This window comes from Alloalcanivorax gelatiniphagus (assembly GCF_005938655.1).
In the GTDB taxonomy this organism is placed as follows: Bacteria; Pseudomonadota; Gammaproteobacteria; order Pseudomonadales; family Alcanivoracaceae; genus Alloalcanivorax; species Alloalcanivorax gelatiniphagus.
On sequence record NZ_VCQT01000020.1, the window covers coordinates 39934 to 64385 of the forward strand.

At 66.6% G+C, this 24452-nt stretch carries 23 protein-coding genes; 7 read left to right on the plus strand and 16 right to left on the minus strand.

Annotation, left to right across the window (positions count from 1 at the left end; all coding sequences use genetic code 11):
- Positions 1–161 precede the first annotated feature (161 nt).
- Positions 162–1730: a GMC family oxidoreductase N-terminal domain-containing protein gene (locus FGS76_RS04785; protein WP_138771494.1), complete on the plus strand. Its 1569-nt coding sequence runs from the start codon at positions 162–164 to the stop codon at positions 1728–1730.
- 37 nt (positions 1731–1767) lie between these two features.
- Entirely contained in the window at positions 1768–2433 is a 666-nt protein-coding gene (locus tag FGS76_RS04790) for a hypothetical protein (RefSeq protein ID WP_138771495.1), read from the plus strand.
- Positions 2434–2546: 113 nt separating this feature from the next.
- On the opposite strand, the gene FGS76_RS04795 is transcribed toward FGS76_RS04790, so the two are convergent.
- Positions 2547–3107, minus strand: coding sequence for a YecA/YgfB family protein (locus FGS76_RS04795; RefSeq protein WP_240692423.1), 561 nt, complete (start codon positions 3105–3107; stop codon positions 2547–2549).
- Positions 3108–3212: 105 nt separating this feature from the next.
- On the opposite strand from FGS76_RS04795, the gene FGS76_RS04800 reads away from it, so the two are divergent.
- The 5 genes from FGS76_RS04800 to FGS76_RS04820 all read left to right on the plus strand — a co-directional run bounded on the left by FGS76_RS04800 (position 3213) and on the right by FGS76_RS04820 (position 8063).
- Positions 3213–4013 carry an SDR family oxidoreductase gene (locus FGS76_RS04800; protein WP_138771496.1) on the plus strand — a complete coding sequence of 267 codons (801 nt, stop codon included), beginning with the start codon at positions 3213–3215 and terminating at the stop codon, positions 4011–4013.
- 34 nt (positions 4014–4047) lie between these two features.
- A complete protein-coding gene (gene ttcA, locus FGS76_RS04805) occupies positions 4048–4905 on the plus strand; it encodes a tRNA 2-thiocytidine(32) synthetase TtcA (RefSeq protein WP_138771497.1) in 858 nt (285 codons plus the stop codon).
- A 160-nt stretch (positions 4906–5065) separates the two neighbouring features.
- Positions 5066–7225: a malate synthase G gene (locus tag FGS76_RS04810; protein ID WP_138771498.1), complete on the plus strand. Its 2160-nt coding sequence runs from the start codon at positions 5066–5068 to the stop codon at positions 7223–7225.
- A 176-nt stretch (positions 7226–7401) separates the two neighbouring features.
- Positions 7402–7653 (plus strand): DUF2789 domain-containing protein, encoded by a 252-nt coding sequence (locus tag FGS76_RS04815; protein WP_138771499.1) that lies wholly within the window; start codon positions 7402–7404, stop codon positions 7651–7653.
- Entirely contained in the window at positions 7650–8063 is a 414-nt protein-coding gene (locus FGS76_RS04820; protein ID WP_138771500.1) for a hypothetical protein, read from the plus strand. The genes FGS76_RS04815 and FGS76_RS04820 overlap by 4 nt, the downstream gene beginning before the upstream one ends.
- Before the next feature lie 331 nt (positions 8064–8394).
- Here FGS76_RS04820 and FGS76_RS04825 read toward each other — a convergent pair whose 3' ends face one another.
- The 15 genes from FGS76_RS04825 to FGS76_RS04895 form a co-directional block, all read right to left on the minus strand.
- On the minus strand, positions 8395–9126 hold the full coding sequence (locus FGS76_RS04825) for a TetR/AcrR family transcriptional regulator (protein WP_138771501.1): 732 nt from the start codon (positions 9124–9126) through the stop codon (positions 8395–8397).
- A gap of 97 nt (positions 9127–9223) precedes the next feature.
- Positions 9224–9844 carry an isochorismatase family protein gene (locus FGS76_RS04830; protein ID WP_138771502.1) on the minus strand — a complete coding sequence of 207 codons (621 nt, stop codon included), beginning with the start codon at positions 9842–9844 and terminating at the stop codon, positions 9224–9226.
- Positions 9841–10887, minus strand: coding sequence for a 2,5-dihydroxypyridine 5,6-dioxygenase NicX family protein (locus tag FGS76_RS04835; protein ID WP_138771503.1), 1047 nt, complete (start codon positions 10885–10887; stop codon positions 9841–9843). The genes FGS76_RS04830 and FGS76_RS04835 overlap by 4 nt, the downstream gene beginning before the upstream one ends.
- A 21-nt stretch (positions 10888–10908) precedes the next feature.
- On the minus strand, positions 10909–11715 hold the full coding sequence (locus FGS76_RS04840; RefSeq protein ID WP_138771504.1) for an alpha/beta fold hydrolase: 807 nt from the start codon (positions 11713–11715) through the stop codon (positions 10909–10911).
- 9 nt (positions 11716–11724) lie between these two features.
- The gene (locus tag FGS76_RS04845; protein WP_276607925.1) at positions 11725–12492 is read right to left on the minus strand and encodes a maleate cis-trans isomerase family protein; all 768 of its coding nucleotides are present in this window, start codon (positions 12490–12492) and stop codon (positions 11725–11727) included.
- Positions 12493–12505: 13 nt separating this feature from the next.
- Positions 12506–13732, minus strand: coding sequence for an FAD-dependent monooxygenase (locus FGS76_RS04850; protein WP_138771505.1), 1227 nt, complete (start codon positions 13730–13732; stop codon positions 12506–12508).
- Between the two features lie 107 nt (positions 13733–13839).
- Positions 13840–14568, minus strand: a complete 729-nt coding sequence (locus tag FGS76_RS04855) for an ABC transporter ATP-binding protein (protein WP_138771506.1) — start codon at positions 14566–14568, stop codon at positions 13840–13842.
- Positions 14565–15353, minus strand: coding sequence for an ABC transporter ATP-binding protein (locus FGS76_RS04860; RefSeq protein WP_138771507.1), 789 nt, complete (start codon positions 15351–15353; stop codon positions 14565–14567). The genes FGS76_RS04855 and FGS76_RS04860 overlap by 4 nt, the downstream gene beginning before the upstream one ends.
- The gene (locus FGS76_RS04865) at positions 15350–16336 is read right to left on the minus strand and encodes a branched-chain amino acid ABC transporter permease (protein ID WP_138771508.1); all 987 of its coding nucleotides are present in this window, start codon (positions 16334–16336) and stop codon (positions 15350–15352) included. The genes FGS76_RS04860 and FGS76_RS04865 overlap by 4 nt, the downstream gene beginning before the upstream one ends.
- A 2-nt stretch (positions 16337–16338) precedes the next feature.
- A complete protein-coding gene (locus FGS76_RS04870; protein WP_138771509.1) occupies positions 16339–17211 on the minus strand; it encodes a branched-chain amino acid ABC transporter permease in 873 nt (290 codons plus the stop codon).
- A gap of 3 nt (positions 17212–17214) precedes the next feature.
- Positions 17215–18378: an ABC transporter substrate-binding protein gene (locus FGS76_RS04875; RefSeq protein ID WP_138771510.1), complete on the minus strand. Its 1164-nt coding sequence runs from the start codon at positions 18376–18378 to the stop codon at positions 17215–17217.
- A 236-nt stretch (positions 18379–18614) separates the two neighbouring features.
- The gene (locus tag FGS76_RS04880; RefSeq protein ID WP_138771511.1) at positions 18615–19610 is read right to left on the minus strand and encodes an aldo/keto reductase; all 996 of its coding nucleotides are present in this window, start codon (positions 19608–19610) and stop codon (positions 18615–18617) included.
- Positions 19611–19659: 49 nt separating this feature from the next.
- Positions 19660–20424 (minus strand): type II and III secretion system protein, encoded by a 765-nt coding sequence (locus FGS76_RS04885; protein ID WP_138771512.1) that lies wholly within the window; start codon positions 20422–20424, stop codon positions 19660–19662.
- A 104-nt stretch (positions 20425–20528) separates the two neighbouring features.
- Positions 20529–22253, minus strand: coding sequence for a toxin-antitoxin system YwqK family antitoxin (locus FGS76_RS04890; RefSeq protein ID WP_138771513.1), 1725 nt, complete (start codon positions 22251–22253; stop codon positions 20529–20531).
- Positions 22250–24370: a hypothetical protein gene (locus tag FGS76_RS04895; RefSeq protein WP_138771514.1), complete on the minus strand. Its 2121-nt coding sequence runs from the start codon at positions 24368–24370 to the stop codon at positions 22250–22252. Before FGS76_RS04895 ends, FGS76_RS04890 begins: the two co-directional genes overlap by 4 nt.
- Positions 24371–24452 lie beyond the last annotated feature (82 nt).

The following is a 24452-nucleotide window of genomic DNA, read 5'->3' on the forward strand; positions in this document are numbered from 1 at the left end:
CTGCGCGGCCCGGCGGCGATCTGCTAATCTGCCGGGGGCGTCGCGGCTTGGGGGAGATCGCGGCTGAAGCCGCTCCTACGGCGAGCAATGGTTGGTAGGAGCAGCTTCAGCCGCGATCAACCCAGACCGCCGGGGAACACCATGGACAGGGGGGAACAGACATGGAAAGCATCAATACGCTGATTATAGGCAGTGGCTTCGGCGGCTCGGTGATGGCCTGCCGGCTGGCGGAACGGGGCGAGCCGGTGGTGGTGCTGGAGCGCGGCCGGCGCTGGCGGCCGGAGGACTATCCCAGCGTCAGCCAGGATCACTGGTTCTGGGACGAGGACGAGCCGGAGCGCCAGAACGGCTGGCTGGATTTCCGCTACTTCGGCGACATGAGCATCGCCCTGGGCGCCGGCGTCGGTGGCGGCTCGCTGATCTACGCCAATGTCAGCATCGAACCGCCGGCCCAGGTATTCGAACGGGGCTGGCCGGAGGCGATCAGCCACGCCGCCCTGAAACCCCATTACCGCACGGTGGGCCGCATGCTCAACGTGCAGAGCCTGCCCGACCGCCAATGGACCCCGCGCACCCGCCTGATGCACGAGTCCGCCGACAAGCTCGGCCACGGCCACCGCTTCCGGGTGGTGCCCCAGGCGGTGACCTTCGACCCGGACTGGCACGCCGGCCTGGACGACGCCTTCGACTACCGCCACAGCAAGCCCTGGACCAACGATCAGGGCCAGCGCCAGGGCACCTGCGTGCACTGCGGCAACTGCGACCTGGGCTGCCCGGTGCAGGCCAAGAACACCCTGGACCTGAACTACCTGGCGCGGGCCGAGGAGAAGGGCGCCGACGTGCGCCCGCTGCAGCAGGTGCGCTGGATTCGGCCGCTGGAAGGGGGCGACTACGAAGTGGGCGTCCGGGACCTGGACGCCGGCGCCTGGCGCCGGCTGCGCGCCCGCCGGGTGATCGTCGCCGCCGGCAGTGTCGGCTCCACGGAACTGCTGCTGCGCTGCCGGGACCAGTACAAAACCCTGCCGCGCCTGAGCCGCGCCCTGGGCCGGGGCTGGACCAGCAACGGTGACTTCATGACCCCGGCGTTTTACCCGGACCGGGACATCGCCCCCACCCGGGGGCCGACCATCACCTCGGCCATCGATTACCTGGACGGCAGCGACGGCGGTGCCCGCTATTTCGTGGAAGACGGCGGCATTCCGGACCTGCTCGGCAACTGGCTGGACCGGGCCGGCCGGCATCCGCGCCTGGCCCGCACCCGCCTGGGCGCGGCGCTGCTGGAGTATGGCCGCGACAGCAATCCCTTCGCCGGCATGATGCTGTGGTTCGGGCAGGCCATCGACGGCCCCGGCGGCGAATTTTCCCTGGCGCGGCGCTGGTACGCACCCTGGAAAAAGGACCGCCTGCGGCTGAAATGGGATTACCGGTTCGCCGAAAAAGCGGTGCAGGGCCTGGCCAACCGCCACCTGCGCCTGACCGAGGCCACCGGCGGCCGCGCCATGACCCCGGCCACCTGGCGTTGGTTCCGGAACCTGGTCACGCCACACCCGCTGGGCGGCTGCAATATGGCCGATACCGTGAAACAGGGCGTGGTGAACCACGCCGGAGAAGTGTTCAATTATCCGGGACTGTATGTGGTGGACGGCGCCACGGTGCCGCGGGCCCTGGGGCTCAATCCGTCACGCACCATCGCCGCCCTGGCGGAGCACGCCGCCGCCTGCTGGCGCTGACTGCCTGTCCCTGGATGAACCGAGTGGGGGAAGCACCATGAACGACGACGCCCGATTCCATGTGGTGATCACCGGCGAAACGCTGGGCGGCGCCGACCCGGATCAGGTGGCGGCACGGCTGGCTAAGCTGTTCAAGATGCCGGAGAGCAAGGCCCGGCAATTGATCGGCGGCGGACCCCGGGCGGTCAAGAAGGACGCGGACGAAGCCACCGCCCGGAAATTCCAGGTGGCCCTGCGTCAGGCCGGTGCCCGCTGCGAACTGAAGCCGGCCGGCCCGGTGCCCGCTGCCACCACCGCGCCCCCTGCCCAGAGCGCTCCAGCAGCCCAGAGCGTGCCGGCCGCCTCGACCGCAGCCGCCGCGCGGAACGCGCTCGCCGACCAGACCGCACCGCCTGCCCAGGCCGCTCCCGCTGCCCCGACGGCGCAGCCGGCAGCCGGGGCTCCCGGCCCGGTCACCGGCGGTGAACTGGAAACCGTGGGCACCCTGCGTACCGGCGGCACCGGTTTTACCGGACCCTTTCAAGTGGCCCCGGTGGGGGCGGATCTGGATACCAAGGAAAGGTCGGCCCCGGCGCCGGCGCCGGACACCAGCCACCTGTCCATGGCCGAGCCCGGCGCGGTAATCGAAACGCTGAAGCGGGAGGAGGCGGTAAGTGTGCCGGACACCGGCCATCTGTCGCTGGTCGGGGAGGATCGCCGCTAAAGCGCCACGCCGCCCGGCCGCCCCTACACCGGTTCCATATCACCGGGTCCTGTAGGAGCGGCTTCAGCCGCGATCAGCCTTTGGCCCTCGCGATCAACCTTTGGCCCCCGCGATCAGCCTTCCGGCCCCTGAGAGTGCAGCAAAATCTCCTCAAGCACATCCGGAATCCCCCGGCCCATCTGGCGCACCAGCTTCTCGTCACGCCACACCTCGTCCAGCTCCGGGTCCTCGTCGACGCCGGAAATCAGGATCATGGGCAGCAGCCAGTTGGCCATGGTGTCGTCTTCGTCGTCCTCGGTGAACCACTGCTGCTCGTGCAGGAACACGCCGCTGAGAAAGCCCGCGCACCAGGACGCCAGGTCATTACCGTCGTCCTCCTGGTAGGGGTCCAGCAGGCAGGGCAGGGTGATCCGCTCGCCGGCCAGGGTGTCGGTGAGCAGGCGCGCGCGCAGTTCGTCCAGGGCGGCGGCCACCGCCTCCGGCAGCGGCATTTCCAGGGCGGTGCTGAAATCCTCCGGCCCCTGGTAGGGGCCCACGGCGAAAGCGCACAGCAGGCCGTGGGTCTCCACCCAGGTAGGGGCCTCTTCGCCCTGGTCGGCGAAATAGTGGGTGACGGTGTCCTTGAGCTGAGGATTGGCGATGCTGGTCATGGGGTCCTGGCGGGTTGCGGGCACGGGCCCTCAGGATACCCGTTCGCCGGCGCCGCGCCCAGCCGGGGCCTTGCCGGAAGCGCCCGGGGCTTCTACTCTCAGTGACCCCGAAAACAAGGAGAATCGGATATGCCTTCATCGTCGTTAGCGGATCAGGTGGTCTGGATCACCGGCGCGTCCTCCGGCATCGGCGAGGCGGCGGCGGCGGAATACGCCCGTTACGGCGCGCGTCTGGTGCTGTCCGCCCGCCGCCGGGAGGAGTTGGAGCGGGTGCGCGCCGGCCTGGTCAACGCCGAGGAGCATCTGGTGGTGCCGCTGGACCTGGCCGACGAAGCCGCCATGGAGCCGGCCACCGAGCAGGTGCTCAACCACTTCGGCCGCATCGACCAGGTGGTGCACAACGGCGGCATTTCCCAGCGCGCCCTGGCCCGCGACACCAGCCTGGCGGTGGACCGGCGCATGATGGAGGTGAATTACTTCGGCACCGTGGCGCTGACCAAGGCGGTGCTGCCCGCCTTCCTGCGCCAGGGCGGCGGCCGGTTCGTGGTGGTCACCTCGTTGGTGGGCGAGCTGCCGACCCCGAAGCGCTCCGCCTACAGCGCCAGCAAACATGCCCTGCACGGCTTTTTCGAGGCGCTGCGCGCCGAGGAGTATGAGAACGGCGTGCGCGTGACCATGGTGCTGCCCGGCTTTATTCATACCCGGTTGTCCTACAACGCGCTGGTCGGCGACGGCAGCGCCCAGGGTACCCTGGACGACGCCCAGGCCAACGGCATGGACGCGGCGGAGTGCGGGCGCCGGCTGGTGGAGGCCGTGCAGCGTGGCCGCGATCAGGTTATCATCGCCGGCCGCGAGGGCGCGGGCGTCTACCTGAAGCGTTGGGCGCCGCCGCTGTACCGTCGCGTCATCCGCAAAATCAAGGTGACCTGATCTTTCCGTAGGAGCGGCCCCGGCCGCGAGTGCCATGAACGCAGATACCCTGGACGCCAAAAAACGCACCCGCCTCAACAAGCTGCAGAAGAAGCTGCGGCGGGAAACCGGCCGTGCCATCGCCGATTTCAATATGATCGAGGAAGGCGACCGCATCATGGTGTGCCTGTCCGGTGGCAAGGACTCGTACACCATGCTGGAGATTCTGCGCAATCTGCAGCACTCGGCGCCGGTGCACTTCGAACTGGTGGCGGTGAACCTGGACCAGAAACAGCCCGGCTTTCCGGAGCATGTGCTGCCCGAGTACCTGGAACGGGAAGGGGTGGCCTACCACATCCTGGAAAAGGACACCTATTCCATCGTCAAGGAGAAGGTGCCGGAGGGTAAAACCACCTGCGCGCTGTGTTCCCGTCTGCGCCGGGGCAGCCTGTATGGCTTCGCCGAGGAAATCGGCGCCAACAAGATCGCCCTGGGCCACCACCGGGACGACATCGTGGAAACCCTGTTTCTCAACATGTTCTTCGGCGGCAAGATGAAGGCCATGCCGCCCAAGCTGCGCAGTGACGACAACAAGCACATCGTGATCCGGCCGCTGGCCTACTGCCGCGAAAAGGACATCGTTGAATTCGCCGCCTTCAAGGAATTTCCGATCATTCCCTGCAACCTCTGTGGCTCCCAGGAGAACCTGCAGCGCCAGGCGGTGAAGGAAATGCTCAATCGCTGGGACAAGCAGTTTCCCGGGCGCATCGAGAACATCTTCTCGGCGATCGGCAACGTGGCGCCCTCCCAGCTGGCCGACACGCGCCTGTTTGATTTCGAGAACCTGGAAAACGGCCAGCAGCGCGGCGGTGCCGCCGCCCATCGGCTGGACGTGGTCAACCTGTTCCAATAACGATCGGCGGTGATCGTTCATTTTCCGTGACCGATGCGTCACGACGGCACGGCCCCACCGCATGATTCACGGCGGTCTTTCCGGTAAAATGCCGCCGCTTTCCGGCCAGCACGCGTTGCCCTGGCCTCGTATCGACTCTCGACCTGAAAGGTAGGAGCACATGACCGATCGCATCCAAAAAGGCGGCCTGGAAGTCGCTAAAGAACTCCATGATCTGGTGGCCAACGAGATCGCCCCGGGCACCGGCGTGGATCCGGAGCACGTCTGGGCCGAGCTGGAAAAAATCCTTGCCGACCTGGCGCCGCGCAACAAGGCGCTGCTCGCCAAGCGTGAGGACATCCAGAAGAAAATCGACGCCTGGCACCTGGATCGCAAGGGTCAGAAGATCGATCCGGCGGAGTACAAGTCGTTCCTCCAGGAACTGGACTACCTGCTCCCCGAAGGCGGTGACTTCAAGATCAGCACCAAGAACGTGGACGAGGAATTCGCCCACATCGCCGGCCCGCAGCTGGTGGTGCCGGTGCGCAACGCCCGCTTCGCCCTGAACGCCGCCAACGCCCGCTGGGGCAGCCTCTACGATGCCCTGTACGGCACCGACATGATTTCCGACGAGGGCGGCGCCGAGAAAGGCGGCGCCTACAATCCCAAGCGCGGCGCCAAGGTGATTGCCTACGCCCGGGACTTCCTGGACAAGTATTTCCCGCTGGCCAGCGGCTCCCACAAGGACAGCACCGGCTACGCCATCGACGGCGGCAAACTGGTGGTGCGCCTCAAGGACGGCGAATCCGGCCTGAAAGACGAAAGTCAGCTGCAGGGCTACCGGGGCGACGCCGCCCGACCGGACGGCGTGCTGCTCAAGCACAATAACCTGCACGCGGAAATCCAGGTGGACGATCAGCACCCGATCGGCGCCGAGGACCCGGCCCACGTCAAGGACGTGCTGATGGAATCCGCCGTCACCACCATCCAGGACTGCGAGGACTCGGTGGCCGCGGTGGACGCGGAAGAGAAGGTCGAGGTGTACCGCAACTGGCTGGGCCTGATGAAGGGCGACCTGAAGGAATCCTTCGAGAAAGCCGGCCGCACCCTGACCCGCGAACTGAACCCGGACCGGGAATACACCGCTCTGGACGGCGGCACCCTGGTACTGCCGGGCCGCTCCCTGATGCTGGTGCGTAACGTGGGCCACCTGATGACCAACCCGGCCATTCTCTTCAAGGGCGAAGAAATTCCGGAAGGCATCATGGACGCCATGTTCACCGTACTGGCGGCCATGCACGATCTGAAGAAAACCGACGGCGCGCGCAACAGCCGCACCGGCTCCGTGTACATCGTTAAGCCGAAGATGCACGGCCCCGAGGAAGTGGCCTTCGCCGTGGAGCTGTTCGAGCGCGTGGAAGACGCCCTGGGTCTGGAACGCAACACGCTCAAGATCGGCATCATGGACGAAGAACGCCGCACCACCGTGAACCTGAAGGAGTGCATCCGCGCCGCCAAGGACCGGGTGATCTTCATCAACACCGGCTTCCTGGACCGCACCGGCGACGAAATCCACACCTCCATGGAAGCCGGCCCCATGGCCCGCAAGGGCGACATGAAAGGCATGCCGTGGATCAACGCCTACGAGGCCTGGAACGTGGACATCGGTCTGGAATGCGGCCTGAAAGGCGTGGCCCAGATCGGCAAGGGCATGTGGGCGAAGCCGGACGAGATGGCGGAAATGATGGCCACCAAGGCCGGCCACCCGAAAGCCGGCGCCAACTGCGCCTGGGTGCCGTCGCCCACCGCCGCCACCCTGCACGCCATGCACTACCACGAAGTGAACGTGCAGGAGGTCCAGGACCAGCTGGCCAGCCGTCAGCGCGCTTCCCTGGACGACATCCTCACCATCCCGCTGCTCGACCGTGAGCTCAGCGACGAGGACATCCAGCAGGAACTGGACAACAACGCCCAGGGCATCCTTGGCTATGTGGTGCGCTGGATCGACCAGGGCGTGGGCTGCTCCAAGGTACCGGACATCAACAACGTGGGTCTGATGGAAGACCGGGCCACCTGCCGGATCTCCAGCCAGCACATCGCCAACTGGCTGCACCATGGCATCGTCACCGAGGAACAGGTGATGGCGTCCATGAAGCGCATGGCCGAAGTGGTGGACCAGCAGAACGCCGGTGACCCGACCTATGTGAACATGGCCCCCGGTTTCAACGGCAAGGCCTTCCAGGCCTCCTGCGACCTGGTGTTCAAGGGCTGCGAACAGCCCAGCGGCTACACCGAACCGGTCCTGCACCGCCGTCGCCTGGAACTCAAAGGCGAAGCCTGACCCTCGCAAAAGCCCGGCTCCGCCGGGCTTTTTTTTGTTCATCACGTCCAGCCGGGGGGCGGTGAACCTTTTTGCCCGCCAAAATCACACAGCGATGCGCCGGTCCCCGATCATCCCTTGAGAAGCCCCCACCCCGAGGTTCTAATAGAGGGCTAAATAAAAAGGGGAGTTTGACCATGGATACGGTACATGCACGCATGACCAATCTGTTTCTCCAGCTCGGCCTTGATGCCAGCCCGCGGGGCATCGAGGATTTTATCGCCGGGCATGACCTGCCACCGGAAGTGAATATCGTCGACGCGCCGTTCTGGAACGAGGGGCAACGGCAACTGCTGCGTGAACTGCTGAACAGCGACGCGGAATGGGCGTTGGTGGTGGACCAGCTGAACGAGTCGCTCCATGAACAACAGGGGGGAGGCCGTTCGTGAACCGTACTGTCTTTGTCGGCGCTCATTTCAAACCGACCTACAAGAAAGTGACCGTGGAGGTCGCCACCGGGGAAACCAAACGCGGCCTGTTCGGCGGTGAAAAAGCGGTGACCCGCGAGGAAAAACGTCTGCAGCAAGTGGGCTGGTCCGACCGGGAGATCGACGGCCCGCGCCTGGCCCGTGACTTGGATGAAGCGATTCAGGAACTGAACCGGGAAGACTACGAGGTAATCAGCGTGACCCCGGTAACCTCCGGCGCCTATCGCTTCCAGTACAGCGACGAAGACATTTCCAGCAGCCGCCGCGTGTTCGGCGACACCGAGCGTGTGACCGGCGGCGGCAGTTACGGCTACGGCTATGGCTACAGCTACACCGAAGGCATGCTCATCCTCGCCCGCCACAAACCCTGAACCATGGGGTCGGACCACGATAACTACTTGATTTAACCCATGGGGTCGGACCACCGCAACTACTTGATTTAGCTGGATTTTAGGCTCAAAAAGGAAGCCTTTTACGTGCTTGGCGGCGGGTTTTCCTTAGCGGCGGGCTTTCGGGCCTGAAAAGGCGGTAATAGAGGGCACGGTGTGGTCTGGTCGGCTGAGAGAAGCTCGCCCCTTAAAGGCCATCAAGTGCGCTAAAAACCGCCTTTTAAGCCTCTTTTTAGCCCCTCTGGAAGGCAGGAATCCTCATAAAAACAAGGGGTTGGGGTGGTCCGACCCCGGCCCCCCCCCGGCCCCCATATCAAGGGGTTATGGTGGTCCGACCCGTGGGGGTTGCTTGCATGCCGGCGGTGACGAAGGCGGTCATTTGTTGGAGGACTTCTTCGGAGTCTTCCGGGTGGCAGATGCCGGGGGCCAGTTGTTCCAGGCGGTGGGTGTCGGAGAAGGCGTACATGTAGGCGCCGATCATCAGGATGACGCGCCAGTGGGCGTCCCGTTCGCTGATTTCCGGGAGGGCCTTGCGGAAGGCTTCCACGAACGCTTTGGTGGATTCGTTGTAGGCCTCGTCGCGGAGTTCGTAGGAGATCTCCGGCGGTTCCGTGTGCAGGCGCGCTTGCAGGCGGATAAAGGCGCGGCCGGATACGGTGGCGCGCAGCTCCAGGGTGGGGATCAGGAAGGCGCGCACGATGTCGACGACCTGCAGCGGTCCCTGTTTTTCCAGTTCATTCAGACGTTCCAGACGCTGGTCGGAGATGTGCTTGCCGCGGCGCAGAAAGACTTCCTGGAACAGGCCGTATTTGGAGCCGAAGTAGTAGTTGATCAGCGCCTGGGTGACCTCGGCGGCGTCCGCCACTTCGCGCAGGGTGGTGCCGGCGTAGCCGCGTTCCGCGAACAGCAGCTCGGAGGCGTCCAGAATGCGGTCGCGGACCTGGCCGTTGGAGCCTTCCGGGCGGCCGGGGCGGTTACGGGCCGCGGCCTTGGTTTTTTTGTTCGGGGCGACACCGCGTCGGCCCTGGACTTTGGGGCTGGGCATGGGACTCCGGCAAGAATTAAAGAGGTGAATAAATACAGCGCCGCCGCGTATTCTAGGGCCTGTTTCCCCCATTTGCATCAGGTCGCGGCGGCGCCACTCAGGTGGTTAGTTGGCGGCGCAGCGCCGCCCAGGGCATCACGTCCGCGTTCTTCTGGGCCATGTCGAACAGATTGGCCCGGTGCGGCGCCAGCGCCCGGTCGCCGACGCAGTCTTCCAGCACCACCGGCCGGAAACCATGGCTCATGGCATCCACCACGCTGGCGCGCACGCAGCCGCTGGTGGTGCAGCCGGCGACCACCAGGGTGCTGACGCCGCGATGGGTGAGCCAGGCGGCCAGGCCGGTGCCGAAGAACGCCGAGGGCACGGTCTTGCGCAGCACCCATTCGCCGTCCACCGGCGCCAGCCGCTGGACGATGGCGCTGGCCGGATCCGCTTCCTTGAGCGCCAGCAGACTTGGCACCTTGAGGGTGAACACATTGGCGTCGGCGTCATCGTCGGCGAACACGATGCGGGTGTGCACCACCGGCCAGCCCCGGCGGCGCGCCTCGGCCAATACCGGCACGGTGGCCTCGATGGCCTCGGCGATATTGCCGCCACCGAAACGTTGCGGGTCGGCGAAGCCGTTGACGAAATCCACCAGCAGCAGGGCGGGTTGGCCCTGCAGACCCAGCCGACCACCGAAGCCCTGCTGCCGGTACACCTGTTGATCGTCGCTCATGCGTCGGGCTCCTGGTCCAGCACCCGGCCGTCCCGCACCACCGCCTGGCCGTCCAGGGTCACGGTGCAGCCGCGCATGGGAATGTCGATGTGGCAGGCGGCGGTGCGCTGGCCGCCGGCTTCGTTGTTGGGGCCGGTGGACCACAGGAAGTTGCCTTCGAAGGCGCGGGCGTCCTGGGCGATGGTGGCCTCCCGGTCGTACTGCGCCAGGGTCGACCAGCGGGCCCGCTTTTGCAGGCCCCAGCCCACATGGGAGAGGGCATAGGATTCCGGGTCGTCGAAGGCGTCCATATAGTCGCGCAGCAGGTCCGCTTCCAGCCCGCCCTCGATGGCGGTGACGTAGCCGTCGCGCACGGTCATGCGCACCGGGTCCCGCACATAGCTTTTCTCGGGCAGCAGAATGTCGCCCCGGTCCAGCACCACGGTGCCGTTGGCCTGGCCTTCGTTGGCCCAGGTCACCACGAAGCCGCTGGGCCAGTGGTCCCAGCGGCCGGGCTGGTCCACGAAACCGTATTCCTGGATCACCGGGTAATCCCCCAGCGGGCAGCGCAGGTCAGTGCCGGCGGCGGAGGTGACGTGCATCTCGGCGGCCCGCTCCAGCCGCGCGGCGGCCCGGTTGACCCGCTCCCGGTCCGCTTCCGTGGGCACCAGCCGGGTGAGAATTTCCGGCGGCTCCACCGCCAGCAGAATGCGGGTGCCGGACTTGAGGATGTCGAGCTGTTCCGGCGAGAACAGCAGGGTCATCAGATCCAGCACCAGATCGCTTTCCTTGAGCGCGGCGATGGCCGCCCGGTTGCCGCTCAGCGGGGTGGTGCCCAGGTAGGCCAGCGGGTCCCGGCTGAGGGACTTGTCGCCGTTCACCGGCGGCAGTTGCAGCTGGTTGGCGCGGGCGCCCAGCTGACCCAGCGCCACCAGGGCGGTGCGCAGGGTCTGCGGGTGGCTGGTGTCGCTGGTCAAAAGGGTGACGATATCACCGGCTTTCAATTTGCTGAGGGTCAGAACCTGTTTCCAGGCCTCGATCATCTGGGTATCGCTGACCGCCATGGCGGGGCTCCTTTATAACAGTCAAAGCGGGGTGCCGAGGAAATCGCCGAAGGCGCGGTAGAAGGCGTCCTCGTCGTCCCAGGGAATCATGTGGCCGGCGCTGGTCACGCGGGTCACGCGCAGTTCGGGAATCAGGGTTTCGATTTCCGCCACGTCCGCGTCGCTGATCACGTCGCCCCGGCCCGCCGCCATCAACAGCACCGGCACCTGGATATGCGGCATGTCCTGGTGAATGTCTTCCTGGTGCATATCGTCGTAGCTTTTCACCACCGCCCGCTCGTCGCAGGTGTGCAGCCATTCCGCCCGCAGGCGCAGCTGCTGGTCGCTCCAGGTGGGGCAGAATTGGCGCATGGCGTCCGCGTCCATGCCCTCCAGGGCGGCGCGGATGGAATCCACGTACCAGGGCAGGGCGGACGGGTAGGGGCGCCGGCCGGGGCCGGACACCGGCGGGTCGATCAGCGCCAGCCGGTCAAAGCCGGCGTGCGGGTGACGGCGGGCCAGGCGCACGGCGATGCGCGCGCCCATGGAATGGCCCACCACCATATAGCGCTGCAGACCCAGCGCTTCGGCGAAGGCGGCCACGTCGTCGGCCTGGGCGTCCAGCCCGTAGTCCAGAGTGTCCGAGGCTTCGCTGAGGCCCCGGCCGCGCACGTCCAGCACATAGGTGTCGAAGTGGCGGCCGAAGCGCTCGGCCACGAAGCCCCAGGTCACCGCCGGGCTGGTGATGCCCGGCACGATCACCACCGCCGGGCCGTTACCGCCATAGCGCAGGTAGTGCTGGCGGATGCCATTGGCGCGCACATTGGCGCCGTACAGGTATTCGCTCATGGGGCCTCCTCAGTAAGCGCCGGACAGCAGGGCGCCGGCGCCGGGAACCACCGGTTCCAGGTCCAGTGCCTTGAGCATCTGGTAAGTGGTGGCGATGGCGGCGGTGACCACCGGCTTGCCGGTGAGCGCCTCGACCTTGGCCACCGCCGCCAGGGACGGCATCTGCACACAGGCGGACAGCACGATGGCGTCGGCATCGGAGACGTCCATGCTGGCGACGATGTCCGGCAGCTTGGCGGTGTCGTGGCGGGCCACGTCCAGGTTGTTGGGGATTTCCAGGGCGCGGTATTCCAGCACCTCGGTGCCTTCGCGCTGGATGTAATCCACCACCATCTCGGTGAGCGGCTTCATGTAAGGCGCCACCACCACAACTTTCTTGGCGTTAAGCACCTTGAGCGCGTCCACCAGGGCACCGGCGCTGGTCACCACTTCGGTTTCCTGGCCGTTTTCCTTGGTGCGCTCACGCAGGCGTTTTTGCGATTCCCGGTGGTAGCCGGGGCCCATGGACATGATCGCCACCAGGCAGGCGTAGCCCATCACATCCACGGCGGCGTCGCTGAGTTCCAGGGCGCAGCGGTCGGACTCGCCGTCCATGGCGGCCAGCTCTTCCTTGCTCACGGTTTTCATGCGCATGCGGCTGGAATGGAAGGTGAAGCGCTCCGGGCGGATCAGTTGCCGGGCGTTGAGCATGGCCGGAATCTCGGTCTCCATGGTGATGTTGGAGCTCGGTACGATCTGGCCGATTCGATACAGGTTCTTGTTATTCGCGCTTTGCATGGCGTCGCTCCGGTCAGGCGGTGGCGGTGGCGTCGAACCGCTCGCCGCAGGTGGTGGCGTCGTATTCGTAGATCCACTCGGCACGGATACCCACGGCGTTGGGGTCCTTCTTCTGTGCTTCGCGGAACGCTTCGTCGCGCTTGCGCAGTTCTTCCGGAGTGGACAGGTGATAGCTGCGGCCGCGCTCGCGGGCTTGCAGCTGCACCTCGGCGGTGCGCGGCCGGCGCTCCTGTTCGTAGGCGCGCAGCGCGGCGGCGCTGTCGCCCTGGTAGTGGGTGAGCGCCTCGGCCAGCACATAGGCGTCCTCGATGGCCATGGCCGCGCCCTGGGACAGGAACGGCAGCATCGGGTGGGCGGCGTCGCCGAGCAGGGTGGCCCGGTCGGTGGACCAGCGCGCCATGGGGTCGTGGTCGAACAGGCCCCATTTGAAGGTCTGGCTGGGGTCGGTCATCTTGAACAGCCGGACCAGGTCCTCATGCCAGCCTTCATAGGCGGCCAGCAGCTCCTCGGTGCTGCTCGGTTCGGTCCAGGATTCCTCCACCCAGTCGGCGGTTTCGGTGACGGCGACGATGTTCACCGCCTTGCCGCCTTTCACGTAGTAGGTGACCACATGGGCCTTGGGGCCCATCCAGAAGGCCGCGTCCGGGCCCACGAACGGCAGCGGGTGCTGATCCACCGGTACCAGCGCCCGCCAGCACATATGGCCGGTGAACCGGGGCTGGTCCTGGCCCCACAGGGAGGCGCGCACCGGCGAGTGGATGCCGTCGGCGCCCACCACCAGGTCGGCCTTGAATTCAGTGCCATCGGCGAACCGGGCGAGCACCCCGTCGCTGTGCTCCTCGATGCCGGTGCAGCGGGCGTTGAAGGTGATCTTGTCCGCCGGCAGGTCGGCGCAAAGAATGCCGTGCAGATCGGCCCGGTGCACATGGTAGAACTCGGCGCCGTAAACCTGGGGAAAGGCGTCCTTGAGCGGCGTGCGGAACAGGGTCTCGCCGGTTTGCCAGTTGATGCCGCGCATGGACTCGGGCAGAAAACCGATATCGTCCAGCGACTCGGTGAGCCCCAGGGCCTTGAGCACTTTTACCGCGTTGGGGGTCATCTGCACCCCGGCGCCCACTTCGCCGAACGCCGGTGCCTGCTCGAACAGATGAAAATCGATGCCGCGCCGACTCAGGGCCCGGGCCAGGGCCACGCCGCCGATGCCGCCGCCGATGATGGCCACACGAAGTTGCTCAGACATGCAAAACTCCTTATTAAATATTCAACTAATTAATTATTGCGGGCGCGCCGTTTCCGGGGCGCCGCCGGTATTGTCGGTGTCGATGGAAAGGCGCCTGCCGGCGCCCCTCAGGCGCCCAGATAAGCGCTCAACACCTCCGGGTCCTCCAGCAGGGTGGCGCTGTCCGCCTCGGTGCTGATGGTGCCGGTCTCCACCACATAGGCCCGGGAGGCCACCGCCAGGGCGTTGTGCACGTTCTGCTCCACCACCAGCACGGTGACGCCGTGGCCGTTGATCTCACGGACCACCTCGAACACCTCGTCGGCCATTTTCGGCGACAGCCCCAGGCTCGGTTCGTCGAGCAGCAGCATGCGCGGCTCCGACATCAGCGCCCGGGCGATGGCCAGCATTTGCTGTTCGCCGCCGCTGAGGGTGCCGGCCATCTGCTTGTAGCGTTCGCGCAGCCGTGGGAAGCGGTGAAAGGCCATGCCCACCCGTTCTTCCACCTGTTGCCGGGAGCTGACCAGAAAGGCGCCCAGGATCAGGTTCTCGCGCACCGTCATGGCCGGCCACACGTGCCGTTCCTCCGGGCAGTGGGCGATGCCGGCGGCCACCACCTTCTCGGCGGACCGGCCGGTGATGTCGTCGCCGTTCCAGACAATGCTGCCCCGGCTCGGTTTGAGCAGGCCGGAGATGGCCCGCAGGATGGTGCTCTTGCCGGCGCCGTTGGCGCCGATCAGCGCCACGGTTTCGCCTTCGCCCACCGCCAGATCAATGCCGTGCAGGGCGGCGATCTTGCCGTAGGCCACATGCAGGTCGCTGACCCGCAGCAGGATTTTCGGGTTGCTTGCGGTCATGCCCGTGCCCTCCCCAGATAAGCTTCCACCACATCCGGATCGTTCTTCACCTGGGCCGGCGTGCCTTCCGCCAGCTTGCGGCCAAAGTCCATCACCATGACCCGGTCGCTGACGTCCATCACCAGGCTCATGTTGTGTTCGACGATGACGATGGAGGGCACCTGTTCGCGGCGCAGCCGCTTGAGGATGCCGCCAAAGCGCATGGCCTCCTGGCTGTTGAGCCCCGCCGCCGGCTCGTCGAGCATCAGCAGGGTGGGGCGGGCGGCCAGCGCCACCGCCACTTCCAGCAGCCGCAGCTCACCGCAGGAAAGCCGGTAGGCCGGGGTGTCCATGCGCGCCCCCAGGTCCAGCAGCTTCACCAGCCGGGCGGCGTTGTCACGGACCTCCTGTTCCGCCCGCCGTACCGGCGCGGTGGGGAAGAAGGTGGCCAGCAGGCTTTGCCGCGCGCTCAGGTAATGACCGGCCAGCACGTTTTCGAACACGGTCAGGGGTTTCAGCACATTGGTCTTCTGGAAGCTGCGCACCAGGCCCCGGCGGGCGATCCGGTAGGGGCTCTGGCCGGTGATGTCCTGGCCCTGGAAGGTCACCCGCCCGGTGGTGGGCGTGTAGAAACCGGTGATCAGATTGAAGCAGGTGGTCTTGCCGGCGCCGTTGGGACCGATCAGGCCGAACACCTCGCCCCGGTTCACCTGGAAGTCGATGTCCTGCACCGCCTTGATGCCGCCGAAGGTCTTGCTCAGGCCTTCCACGGTGAGCAGCGGCGCGTCGCTTTGCGTCGGGTTCATGCCGGGCCTCCCTGCACGCCGGTGGCGCCGTTGTCGGCCTGGTCGCTGTGATTGCGCTCGCGCCGCTGGTTTAGAAAGCCCATCAGACCGTTGGGCAGGAACAGCACCACGGCCATCACGATCAGGCCGAACAGGGACAGCCGCAGCTCCTGCAGCTCACGCAGGTACTCGGTGAGCAGGGTCACCAGCAGAGCGCCCAGCAGCGGCCCGATCAGGGTGCCCTTGCCGCCGATTAGCACCATGATGATCATGCTCACCATAAAGGCGAAGCCGAACACATTGGCGCCCACGAAGGTGATGTAGTGGGCGTAGAAGCCGCCGGCCAGGCCGGCCAGAAAGGCACCCAGCACGAAGGCGCGCATGGCGTAGACGAACGGGCGGATACCCACGGACTGGGCCACGAAACGGTTTTCGCGCACGGTCACCGCGGCGCGGCCGTTGTTGGAGTAGACGAAGCGGTAGGCCAGGTACAGCGAGACCGCGGTGAGCGCCAGGGCCAGATAGAAATAGAAGCGCTTGGCCATCAGCGGCGAGGCGTCCGCCAACAGCGCCGGCTGCGCCACCCCGGACAGACCCATGGGCCCATTGGTGAAGTCCACCCAGTTGTTGGCGATCAACCGCAGCACCTCGGCGAAGGCCAGGGTGATGATCACGAAGTAGGGGCCGCGCAGGCGCAGGGTGATGGCGCCGATCAGCACACCGAACAGCGCCGATATCACGCCGGCCAGGGGAATGGTGGCCCAGGCCGGCAGCCCCAGCCGCAGGGACAGCAGCGCGGCGCTGTAGGCGCCCAGGCCGAGAAAGGCGGTGTGGCCCAGGGAAAACTCGCCCACGTAACCGACGATCAGGTTCAGGCTGGTGGCGAGCATGGCGTAGAGCAGCACCATGATGCCGATGTGCAGCAGGTACTGGTTGCCCACCAGCAACGGAAAGGCGAGGGCGATCAGGCCCAGGGCCAGCAGGGTATTGCGTTCAAATTTCATGCTCAGGCCCTCTCCACCTGGGTTGAAAACAGCCCGTAGGGTTTGAAGATCAGAGTCAGGATGACAATGATGAAGCCGATGATGTCCACCGTTCCCGTGGAGATGTAGCCGCCCCACAGGGCTTCCGCCAGGCCCAGCAACAGGCCGCCGACAATGGCGCCGGCGAAGCTGCCCATGCCACCCAGGATCACCACCACGAAGGCCTTCAGGCTGACCAGCCCGCCGGCGCTGACATGGGTGGAATAGATGGAACCGAGCAGCATGCCGGCGGACGCGGCCAGCATGGTGCCCAGGGCGAAGGTGCTGGCGTACACCCGGGCGGTGTTGATGCCGGCCAGCCGGGCCGCCATCGGGTCCTGGAAGGTGGCGCGCATGGCGCGGCCCAGCCGGGTATGACGGATCACCAGGTGGGCGGCGAGAATCAGCACCGCGCAGGCGGCCACCGCGAACACCCGCAGTTCGGTGAGCACCACCGGACCCAGGAACACCGGCTTGTTGGGCAGCGGGCCTTCGATGGTCAGCGGCGCGGTGCCCACCAGCAGCAGGGCGGTGTTGGTCAGGAAGATCGACAGCCCGATGGTGAGCAGAATGCTGGGCTCCTCGCCCTGGTCGCGCACCCGCTCGATCAGGAAGCGGTCCACCAGCCAGCCGCAGGCGCCCATCACCGCCAGGGTCAGCGCCAGGCCGGCGAAGAAGTTCAGGCCCAGCACCGTGGTGGCCAGCCAGCCCATCACGCCGCCCAGCATGTACAGCTCACCGTGGGCGAAGTTGACCACCCGCATCAGCCCGAAGATCAGGGTCAGGCCCAGGGCCGAGAGCGCGTAGAACGCCCCCGACACCAGACCGTTGGCGATAAACTGCAACAGCATATCCATGGGTTACTGCCCGTCCTTGGCGTGGTTTGCCTCGGGGTCGGCGATGCGGGTGGTGGCGACCACCTCGGTGTGGCCATCGCGGATCTGCACCAGCGCCGCCTCGAAGCCATAGCCCTGGCCCTTGGCGGTGAACCGGTAGCGGCCGTTGGGGGCCTGGTAGTCGGTGGCGTGGAGCCCGTCGACGATGGCGTCGGCGTCGGTGCCGCCGGCCCGCTGGATGGCGTCCATCATGATGTTCAGGGAGTTGTAGCCGGCGGCGGCGTACTTGCCGGGGGCGTGGTCATAGGCGGCGCTGTAGTCCTCCACGAAGCGCTGGTTGCGCTCGCCGGGCAGGTTGGACACATAGGGCACGGCGGCATAGATGCCTTCCGCCGCCTCGCCGGTGATCTTGATGAAATCGCTGGTGGCCCAGGAGCCCACGCCGAACACGTCCATATCAATGCCGAACTGCTTGATCTGCTTGACCAGGGTGGAGCCGTCCTGGGTTTCGGCGGCCACGAACACGCCGTCGGCGCCGGAGCCGCGCAGCTTGGTGAGCAGGGTGTAGAAATCGGTGGCGCCATGGTTGAAGTACTCGACCAGGGTGGTCTCCACGCCGTGGCTGGAAAGCTCCTGCTCGAAGGCCTTGGCGCTGCCCCGGCCCCAGTCGTCGTTGACGCCGATATAGGCCACTTTCTTGAGGCCCAGGTTGTCGACGATCAGGCGTGAGAATGCCTGGCCGAGCAGGGCGTCGGTCTCGGCGGAGCGGAAGAAGTAGGGGTTACCTTTTTCGGTAAGGCTGGCCTCGGAGGACACCCCGGTGAGGAACGGCGTTTTGTACTTGCCCGCCACCGGCATCACCGCGGAGGTGGCGGAGCTGCAGAAGGCGCCCACCAGCGCCACCACCTGGTCGCGCTGGATCAGTTTTTCGGCGGCGTTCACCGAGTTGGCCGGGCTGCACTGGCCGTCCTCGATGATCAGTTCCACCTGTTTGCCGAGGATGCCGCCGGCTGCGTTGCGTTGCTTCACGGCCAGCCGCGCGCCGTTGGCGTCGGCGGTGCCGTTGTAGGCCACCGAACCGGTGAGCGGCTGGATCAGACCGATTTTGACAGTGTCTTGGGCCTGCAGGGCCGGGGCACAGGCCAGCAAGGCAGTCGCCATTATCGGAGCCAGAATCTGTTTTCTCATCGTCGTTATCTCCTGTTGAGCTTTGTTGTTAGCGCGACTGATCGACATATTAATTAATCGATTAGTAAATTTACAAGCGCCGTCGGCTTCATAGCAATTTGCGGACCACAATACGGGACGGTAAGAAGCCGGGCTTTCCGGCTGAAACGGGCTGGAACGCCCCGGCAGTGGGCGTTTTTTGGTGCGCGCAAACGAAAACCGCCCCAGGCTGGGGCGGTCGGCAGGCGGTGGCGGCTTCAGCGGTGGTGGCGGTCCGGCGGCGCCATGAACTCCGGGCCCACCGGGTCGGTGAGGGTGTCCGCCAGGATGAGATCGATCTCCGCCCGGGCATCGTCGTCCAGGTGCCAGCCCTGGATATCGGTGACCGCCTCGATCTGCTCCGGGCGGCGGGCCCCCCACAGCGCCACCGACACCCCGGGCTGGTCGAGCAGCCAGCGCAGCGCCAGGGCCAGCACCCGCTTGCCATAGCGCCGCCGGGCCAGGGCATCGAGCCGGGTCACCGCTTCCAGGTATTGCCGGTAGCGGGGCGGTTGGAATTTGGGATCGTTGTTGCGCAGGTCGTCGCCGTCGAAGCGGGTATGCTCGCGCATCTTGCCGGACAGCAGCCCCCGGCACAGAGCGCCGTAGGTGAGGGTGTCCAGCCCCAGTTCGCCGAGCACCGGCAGCAGGTCCTTCTCCATGTCCCGTTCGAACAGGTTATAGGGCGGCTGCACCGTGGACAGCGGGCACACCGCGTGGAAGGCGCGAATCTGATCGGCGTCGAAATTGCTGACGCCCACGGCGCGGATCTTGCCGGCGCGCTTCAGGTCCGCCATGGCTTCGGCGGCTTCCTCCACCGGCCGGGTGGGGTCCGGCCAGTGCAGCTGGTACAGGTCGATCACGTCGCTGCGCAGCCGCCGCAGGCTGTCGTTCACTTCCTGGACAATCCGCTCCCGGCCGGCGTCCCGGTAGGGGCCCTGGTGGTCCCAGTTCAGTCCGCACTTGGTGGCGATGGCCACGCGCTGGCGCAGCCGGCCCTGTTGCAGGGCCAGGCCCACCCGTTCCTCGGACTCGCCGAAACCATATACCGGCGCGGTGTCGATCAGGGTGATGCCCCGGTCCACCGCTTCCTGAATGGTGCGGATCGAGTCCTGTTCATCATTGCCGCCCCACATCCAGCCGCCAATCGCCCAGGTGCCCAGGGCGATGCGGCTGCAGGTGATGTCGCTGTTGTGGAGAGTGACGGTGTCCATGGCATTGCTCCGGTGGTCTGAAGGCAATCGGGGCGCGGGTGGGGGAGGGCTAACGGCCCTCCACCTCCACTTTTACTTCCAGCGGCAGGGCCAGACGCTCGCTGTGCCTGGCGCCGCCGCCCAGGCCGCGGGCGGCGCTGTTCTCGGTGACGGTGATGGCGCCCAGGGGCTGCCATTGTCCGGGGACCATCATCAGGGTGGTGGCGGCTTCCTGGATGGTGGCGGTGCCGCCGCCGGTGGGCCGGTCGAAACGCTGGCTGATATCCAGGCGCACGCGGCCATCGCCGGTGAGCATGGGCAGCACCTGGATGCCCTGTTTCAGGCTCATCAGGGCCGGGTACTGGGTGCCGGTGATCGCCACCAGGGTGCCCTGGCCGATGGTCGCCGCATGGCCGGACAGGGTATTGATGCGGTAATCGTCCTGGCGCCGGGTGCTGATGCTGCCGGCGCCGAGGCCCACCCCGCCGGTGCCGATGCGCACACCGCCGCCCTCGGCGTCACCGTCGGCCCGGCGGCGCAGGTGCACGGACACCGTGCGCGGGGCTTCCGGCATATCGCCCAGGGCGCCGAGGATCTCGTCGAAATTGGCGCTGGTGGTGCGGATGATCAGCTTGCCCTGGTAGGCGTTGACGTAGCCGCCCTCGGGCAGCAGCGGACGGATCACCGGCACCAGGGCCTGGGCATCGGCCCGCTGGATGATGTGCAGCGACAGGGCGTCGGCGCGCCCGATCAGGGGCAGCAGGACCAGCAACAGCAGGGCGGGCAGCAATGTGGCCAGCGTCCGTCGGCTCCGCCCCTGGAAAACTCGTGACATGATGAACATCCCGGTTCAGCAGGAAACCGCATCATAGCCACAACTCCCCTGTTCGGGAAACCGCGCCGGCCGGTGCCGGTATCAGGGGGCAGCGGCGGGCCCGCTCACCGGTTCGAGGGCGGCGCCGGTTCCACCCGCCGGCCCTGCTGCCAGCGCGCCGGCACCAGTGCCTGGTCGCGGTCACGAATCCAGCCCTTGCCGTCCGCCTTGCCGTCCCGGTAGGGGGTGATGGTCTCCACCCGGCCGTCTTCGCCGTACTCCACGAAACGGCCGTCACGTTTGCCTTGCCGATAATGGCCCTCCAGCAGCGGGTAACCCTGCTCGGTGGTTTCCAGATAATCGCCGTGCAGGCTGTCGGCCTGGAAGTGGGCGTGGATCTGGTGGCCGTTGTCGTGGCGTTCGTAGACCGGGCCATTGAGCTTGCCGTCGCGGAACGTCTTACTGGTCAGCAGGGTGCCGTCCTCCCGGAAGCTTTTCCATTCACCCACCGCCTGGCCACGCCGGTAATGGCGCTCGGCCAGCAGTGCCCCGGAGGTGGCGTGCAGGCTCCAGTCGCCGTCCAGCTTGCCGTCCACGTAGGTGCCCTTTTCCACCGCGTCGTTCTGGTCCAGGGTGCGCCAGTCGCCCACCGGCACGCCGTTGCGGTATTGGCCGGATTCCACCACCTCGCCGGCGGCGTTCTCGGTGCGCCAGGGGCCGTCCTTCTGGTCCTGCTGGTAATGGGTGTAGGTCCAGCGCTGGCCGTCCGGGCCACTGCGTTGGCGGCTTTCCCCTTGCAACCGTCCTTTCTCGAAAACGCGCACCCGGATCAGCTGGTCCCGGGCGTCGTAGCCGCGCCAGGTGCCGGTGCGCAGGCCGTCGCGCATCTCGCCCTGTTCGCGGCCGCCGTCGTCCCGGGGCAGGATGGTGTGCCCCTGGCGGATGTCGTTCACCTTGTGTTCCAGCCGCACCACGGTGCCGTCCAGGAAGCCGGTGATCCATTCGCTGTGCTGGCGCGGGTAGTGCAGATTGACCCGGCGCGGTTTGCCGTGGTCGTCATAGCTGGCGTTGACCCGCAGCCACAGCGGGGCGTCGTTGCGGAAGCGGCCCTGGTCGTCGCGCTGGAAGAAGGCTTCGCGGCCGGTGTAGTTGCCGTCCCGGTCGCGGGTCCAGGCCATCAATACGCCGGGGGCGATGTAATCGGCGTGGCCGATGTGGTTGCCGTCCCGGTCGTAGCGGTTATAGAAGTTGTCGTAGTTGCCGTCGCGGTAGCGGCGCTCTTCGTGGATCTGGCCGCCATCCGGGCCACCGCCGTCGCCGTAATAGTAGATCTGCATGCCGTCCGGCCGGCCGTCCTTGACCTGCCTTTTCAGCAACAGGTTACCGTCCTCGTCGTACTCTTTTTCGACGCCGTTGATGCTGCCGTCGCGGTAGGGTTTGTATTTCTCCACCTGGCCGTTTTCATGGTAGGAGATCAGTTCACCGTCCGGGCGGCCCTGGGCATCGTTGTGCCCCTTCTCCTTGACCTGACCGTCCGGGTACAGATAGCGCCAGTCGCCCAGCCATTTGTCGTCCTTGCCGGGGCCGGAGCGCACCCCTTCGGCGTAGAGCGCGTCGTTTTCCCGATAGTGGGCCTTGTAGAGATAACCGGGGCCGTCCGGGTTCTCCGGCAACGGCACCTCCACATAGTAGAAGGCGCTGTCCGGCTTGTCGCTGGGGTAGTCGTATTCGCTGAAGTAGAGCCGCTCCGCCCGGGCGCCGGCGCTGAGCAGCAGCAGGCCCAGGGTGAGCAGCGCGGCCCATGGCCGGGCCAGGGCCCGGCGGCGAGGTGACATCCGGGTCGCGGTCATTGCGGCACCTCCTCGAAGCGGGCTTGCAGGTCGCGCTGCTGGTCGCCGTCGGCGCGCAGCAACCGCACTTTCTTGACCTTGCCCCAGAAGCGGCGCACGCCGTCGTCGTCCTCGCCGAGCGGTTGCAGGGCCAGGCCGGTGTCGTCCAGGGCGGCGTAATCCAGGCCTTCGATGCCGCCGCAATCGTCGCCCAGCCGCACGCCGTTGTCGCCGTCGAAGCGGGCGCAGCCGGGTTGTTCGCGGGTCAGGGTGACGGTTTCCACGGCGGTGGGGCAGCGGGCCTGGAAGTTCAGTTCACGGCCATAAAAATAGCGAACCTGGTCGTCCTCGGTGCGCAGTTCGAAGCCCGGGTCCAGGTGCTCCTTGGCGTCGCCCTTGTCCCACACGAAGTGCAGCGGCGTGCCGTGGTAGTCGGCGCCGTCCTCCGGGGTCAGGGTGCACAGCCGCAGACCCGGCGGGCCGGTGACCCGCAGGCGGTTGTCGTCGAGGCCTTGCAGGGTCAGGCCGTCCAGCAGGGCACCGGTGTCGTCCGGAACCTCCGGCAGCGGCGAGGCCTGATGGCGCACGCCGCCCGGGTCGGTGCCGGGCTTACGGTCGTCCGGCAGCGGCCGCACGGTGAAGGTCAGGGGGCGTTCGCTCTCCCGCAGCGGCGTGAGGCGCAGGGTGGCGATGGGGTGCTCGGTGATCAGGGTCAGCTGGTCCAGGGGCGGGTCCAGGGTCAGCCGCTCCACGAACACCCGGGCGGACGGGTCCGCCTGCTGGAAGGGCCGGTAGATCACCGCGTAGGGCAGCGGCTCGCCGTCGCCGTCCAGGGGCTGGGCCCGCCATTGGCCCAGGTCGCCGCCCAGCTGCAGGTCCACGCGCTGGTCCTGCCAGTCGAGGATCTTCAGTGACTCCGGCGCGCCGTCGCCGCGCTTCAGGGTGACCGGCTCGCCGTCGGTCCAGATGCGTGCCGCGCCGGTGAGTTTGATCGGCCCGTCGGCGTCGAATTTGCCGTCGCCGGTGAGCACCAGCGGATCGCGTCCCACGTCAGAGGGCATCGGCGTGGCCAGGCCATAGAAGCCGCCGGTTTCCCCCAGGCGGTTGAGCAGCAGGCCATCCGGCGCCGGCCCGTCGAAGCCGGTAAAGTGAAAGCTGGCCTGTTGCTGCAACGGATGGGCCAGGGACCAGTCGCCTTCGGTGAGCAGCCGGGCTTCTTCCAACTGGTCCGGTTGGTAGAACAGACTTTGCTCGGCGCTGTCGAGCAGGGTGTTCACATAGTCCTGGTCGCGCATCGACAGGCGCTGGTCCGGGTCGACGATGCGCGGGTCGTTCAGTTGCCGTTCGGTGGTTTCCGCGTACATCTCCACCCGCAGCGGGTCCACGTCCCAGTCCTGCACCGGATAGGGGTAGTGGCGCTGGCTGATCAGCAACAGACGTTGCTCCAGGGTGGCGTCCTGGTCCGGCACGCTGGCGGTGCTGTGCAGGCGCAGTGCTTCCGGCATGCCGGACGGCCAGCGCGCGATCATGCGTGCCTCGCCGTCGACGCCCTCGCCGGCCAGGGTCAGGGCGATCAGCACCCGGTCGCCGTCCCGGTCCAGCACCCGGTAGTCGGCGGTGACCTTGGGCAGCCCCCACAGGGAGGCGCTGGCTTGCCAGGTGTCGCCGGGCCGTGGGTCATTGGGCAACGGCACCGAGGTGGCGGTGGCCTGGTCGAGCAGCTGCTCCACCTTGTCGCCGAAGCGTTCCACCATTTCCTCGTGCAGGGCCGGATCGGCGATGCGGGTTTCGGCGATTTCGCCGTCTTCCACCCGGCTCAGCGTGCCGGTGTCGAGGAAGCGGCGCAGCGGTTTGGCGCGCTCGCCCAGCCTCTCCAGATGACGGGTGTCCAGCTGGCCGGAACCGATACGCAGCCAGGGCAGGGTGGTGCGGATCCACAGGCCGCTACCGGCGCCCTGGTCCACCCGGTTGCGCACGATTGCCTGCAGGCTCATGTCCTGGTCGTAGTCGCTGTCGTTGGGCGTCAGGGTTTGGTGGGCCACCAGCAGGAAGTCGTCTTCGTAATCGGCCTCGGGGGCACGGTTGTCCTGACAGGCGGCGAGCAGGAAAAGGCAGAAAAAAGGCAGTAGAAAACGCATAATGGCAAACTCTCCGTAACGCATCGGAGTGTATCGAAAGGCGGTGTCTCCCGGGGTGCCGTAAACGAAAATTGTGAAAAAG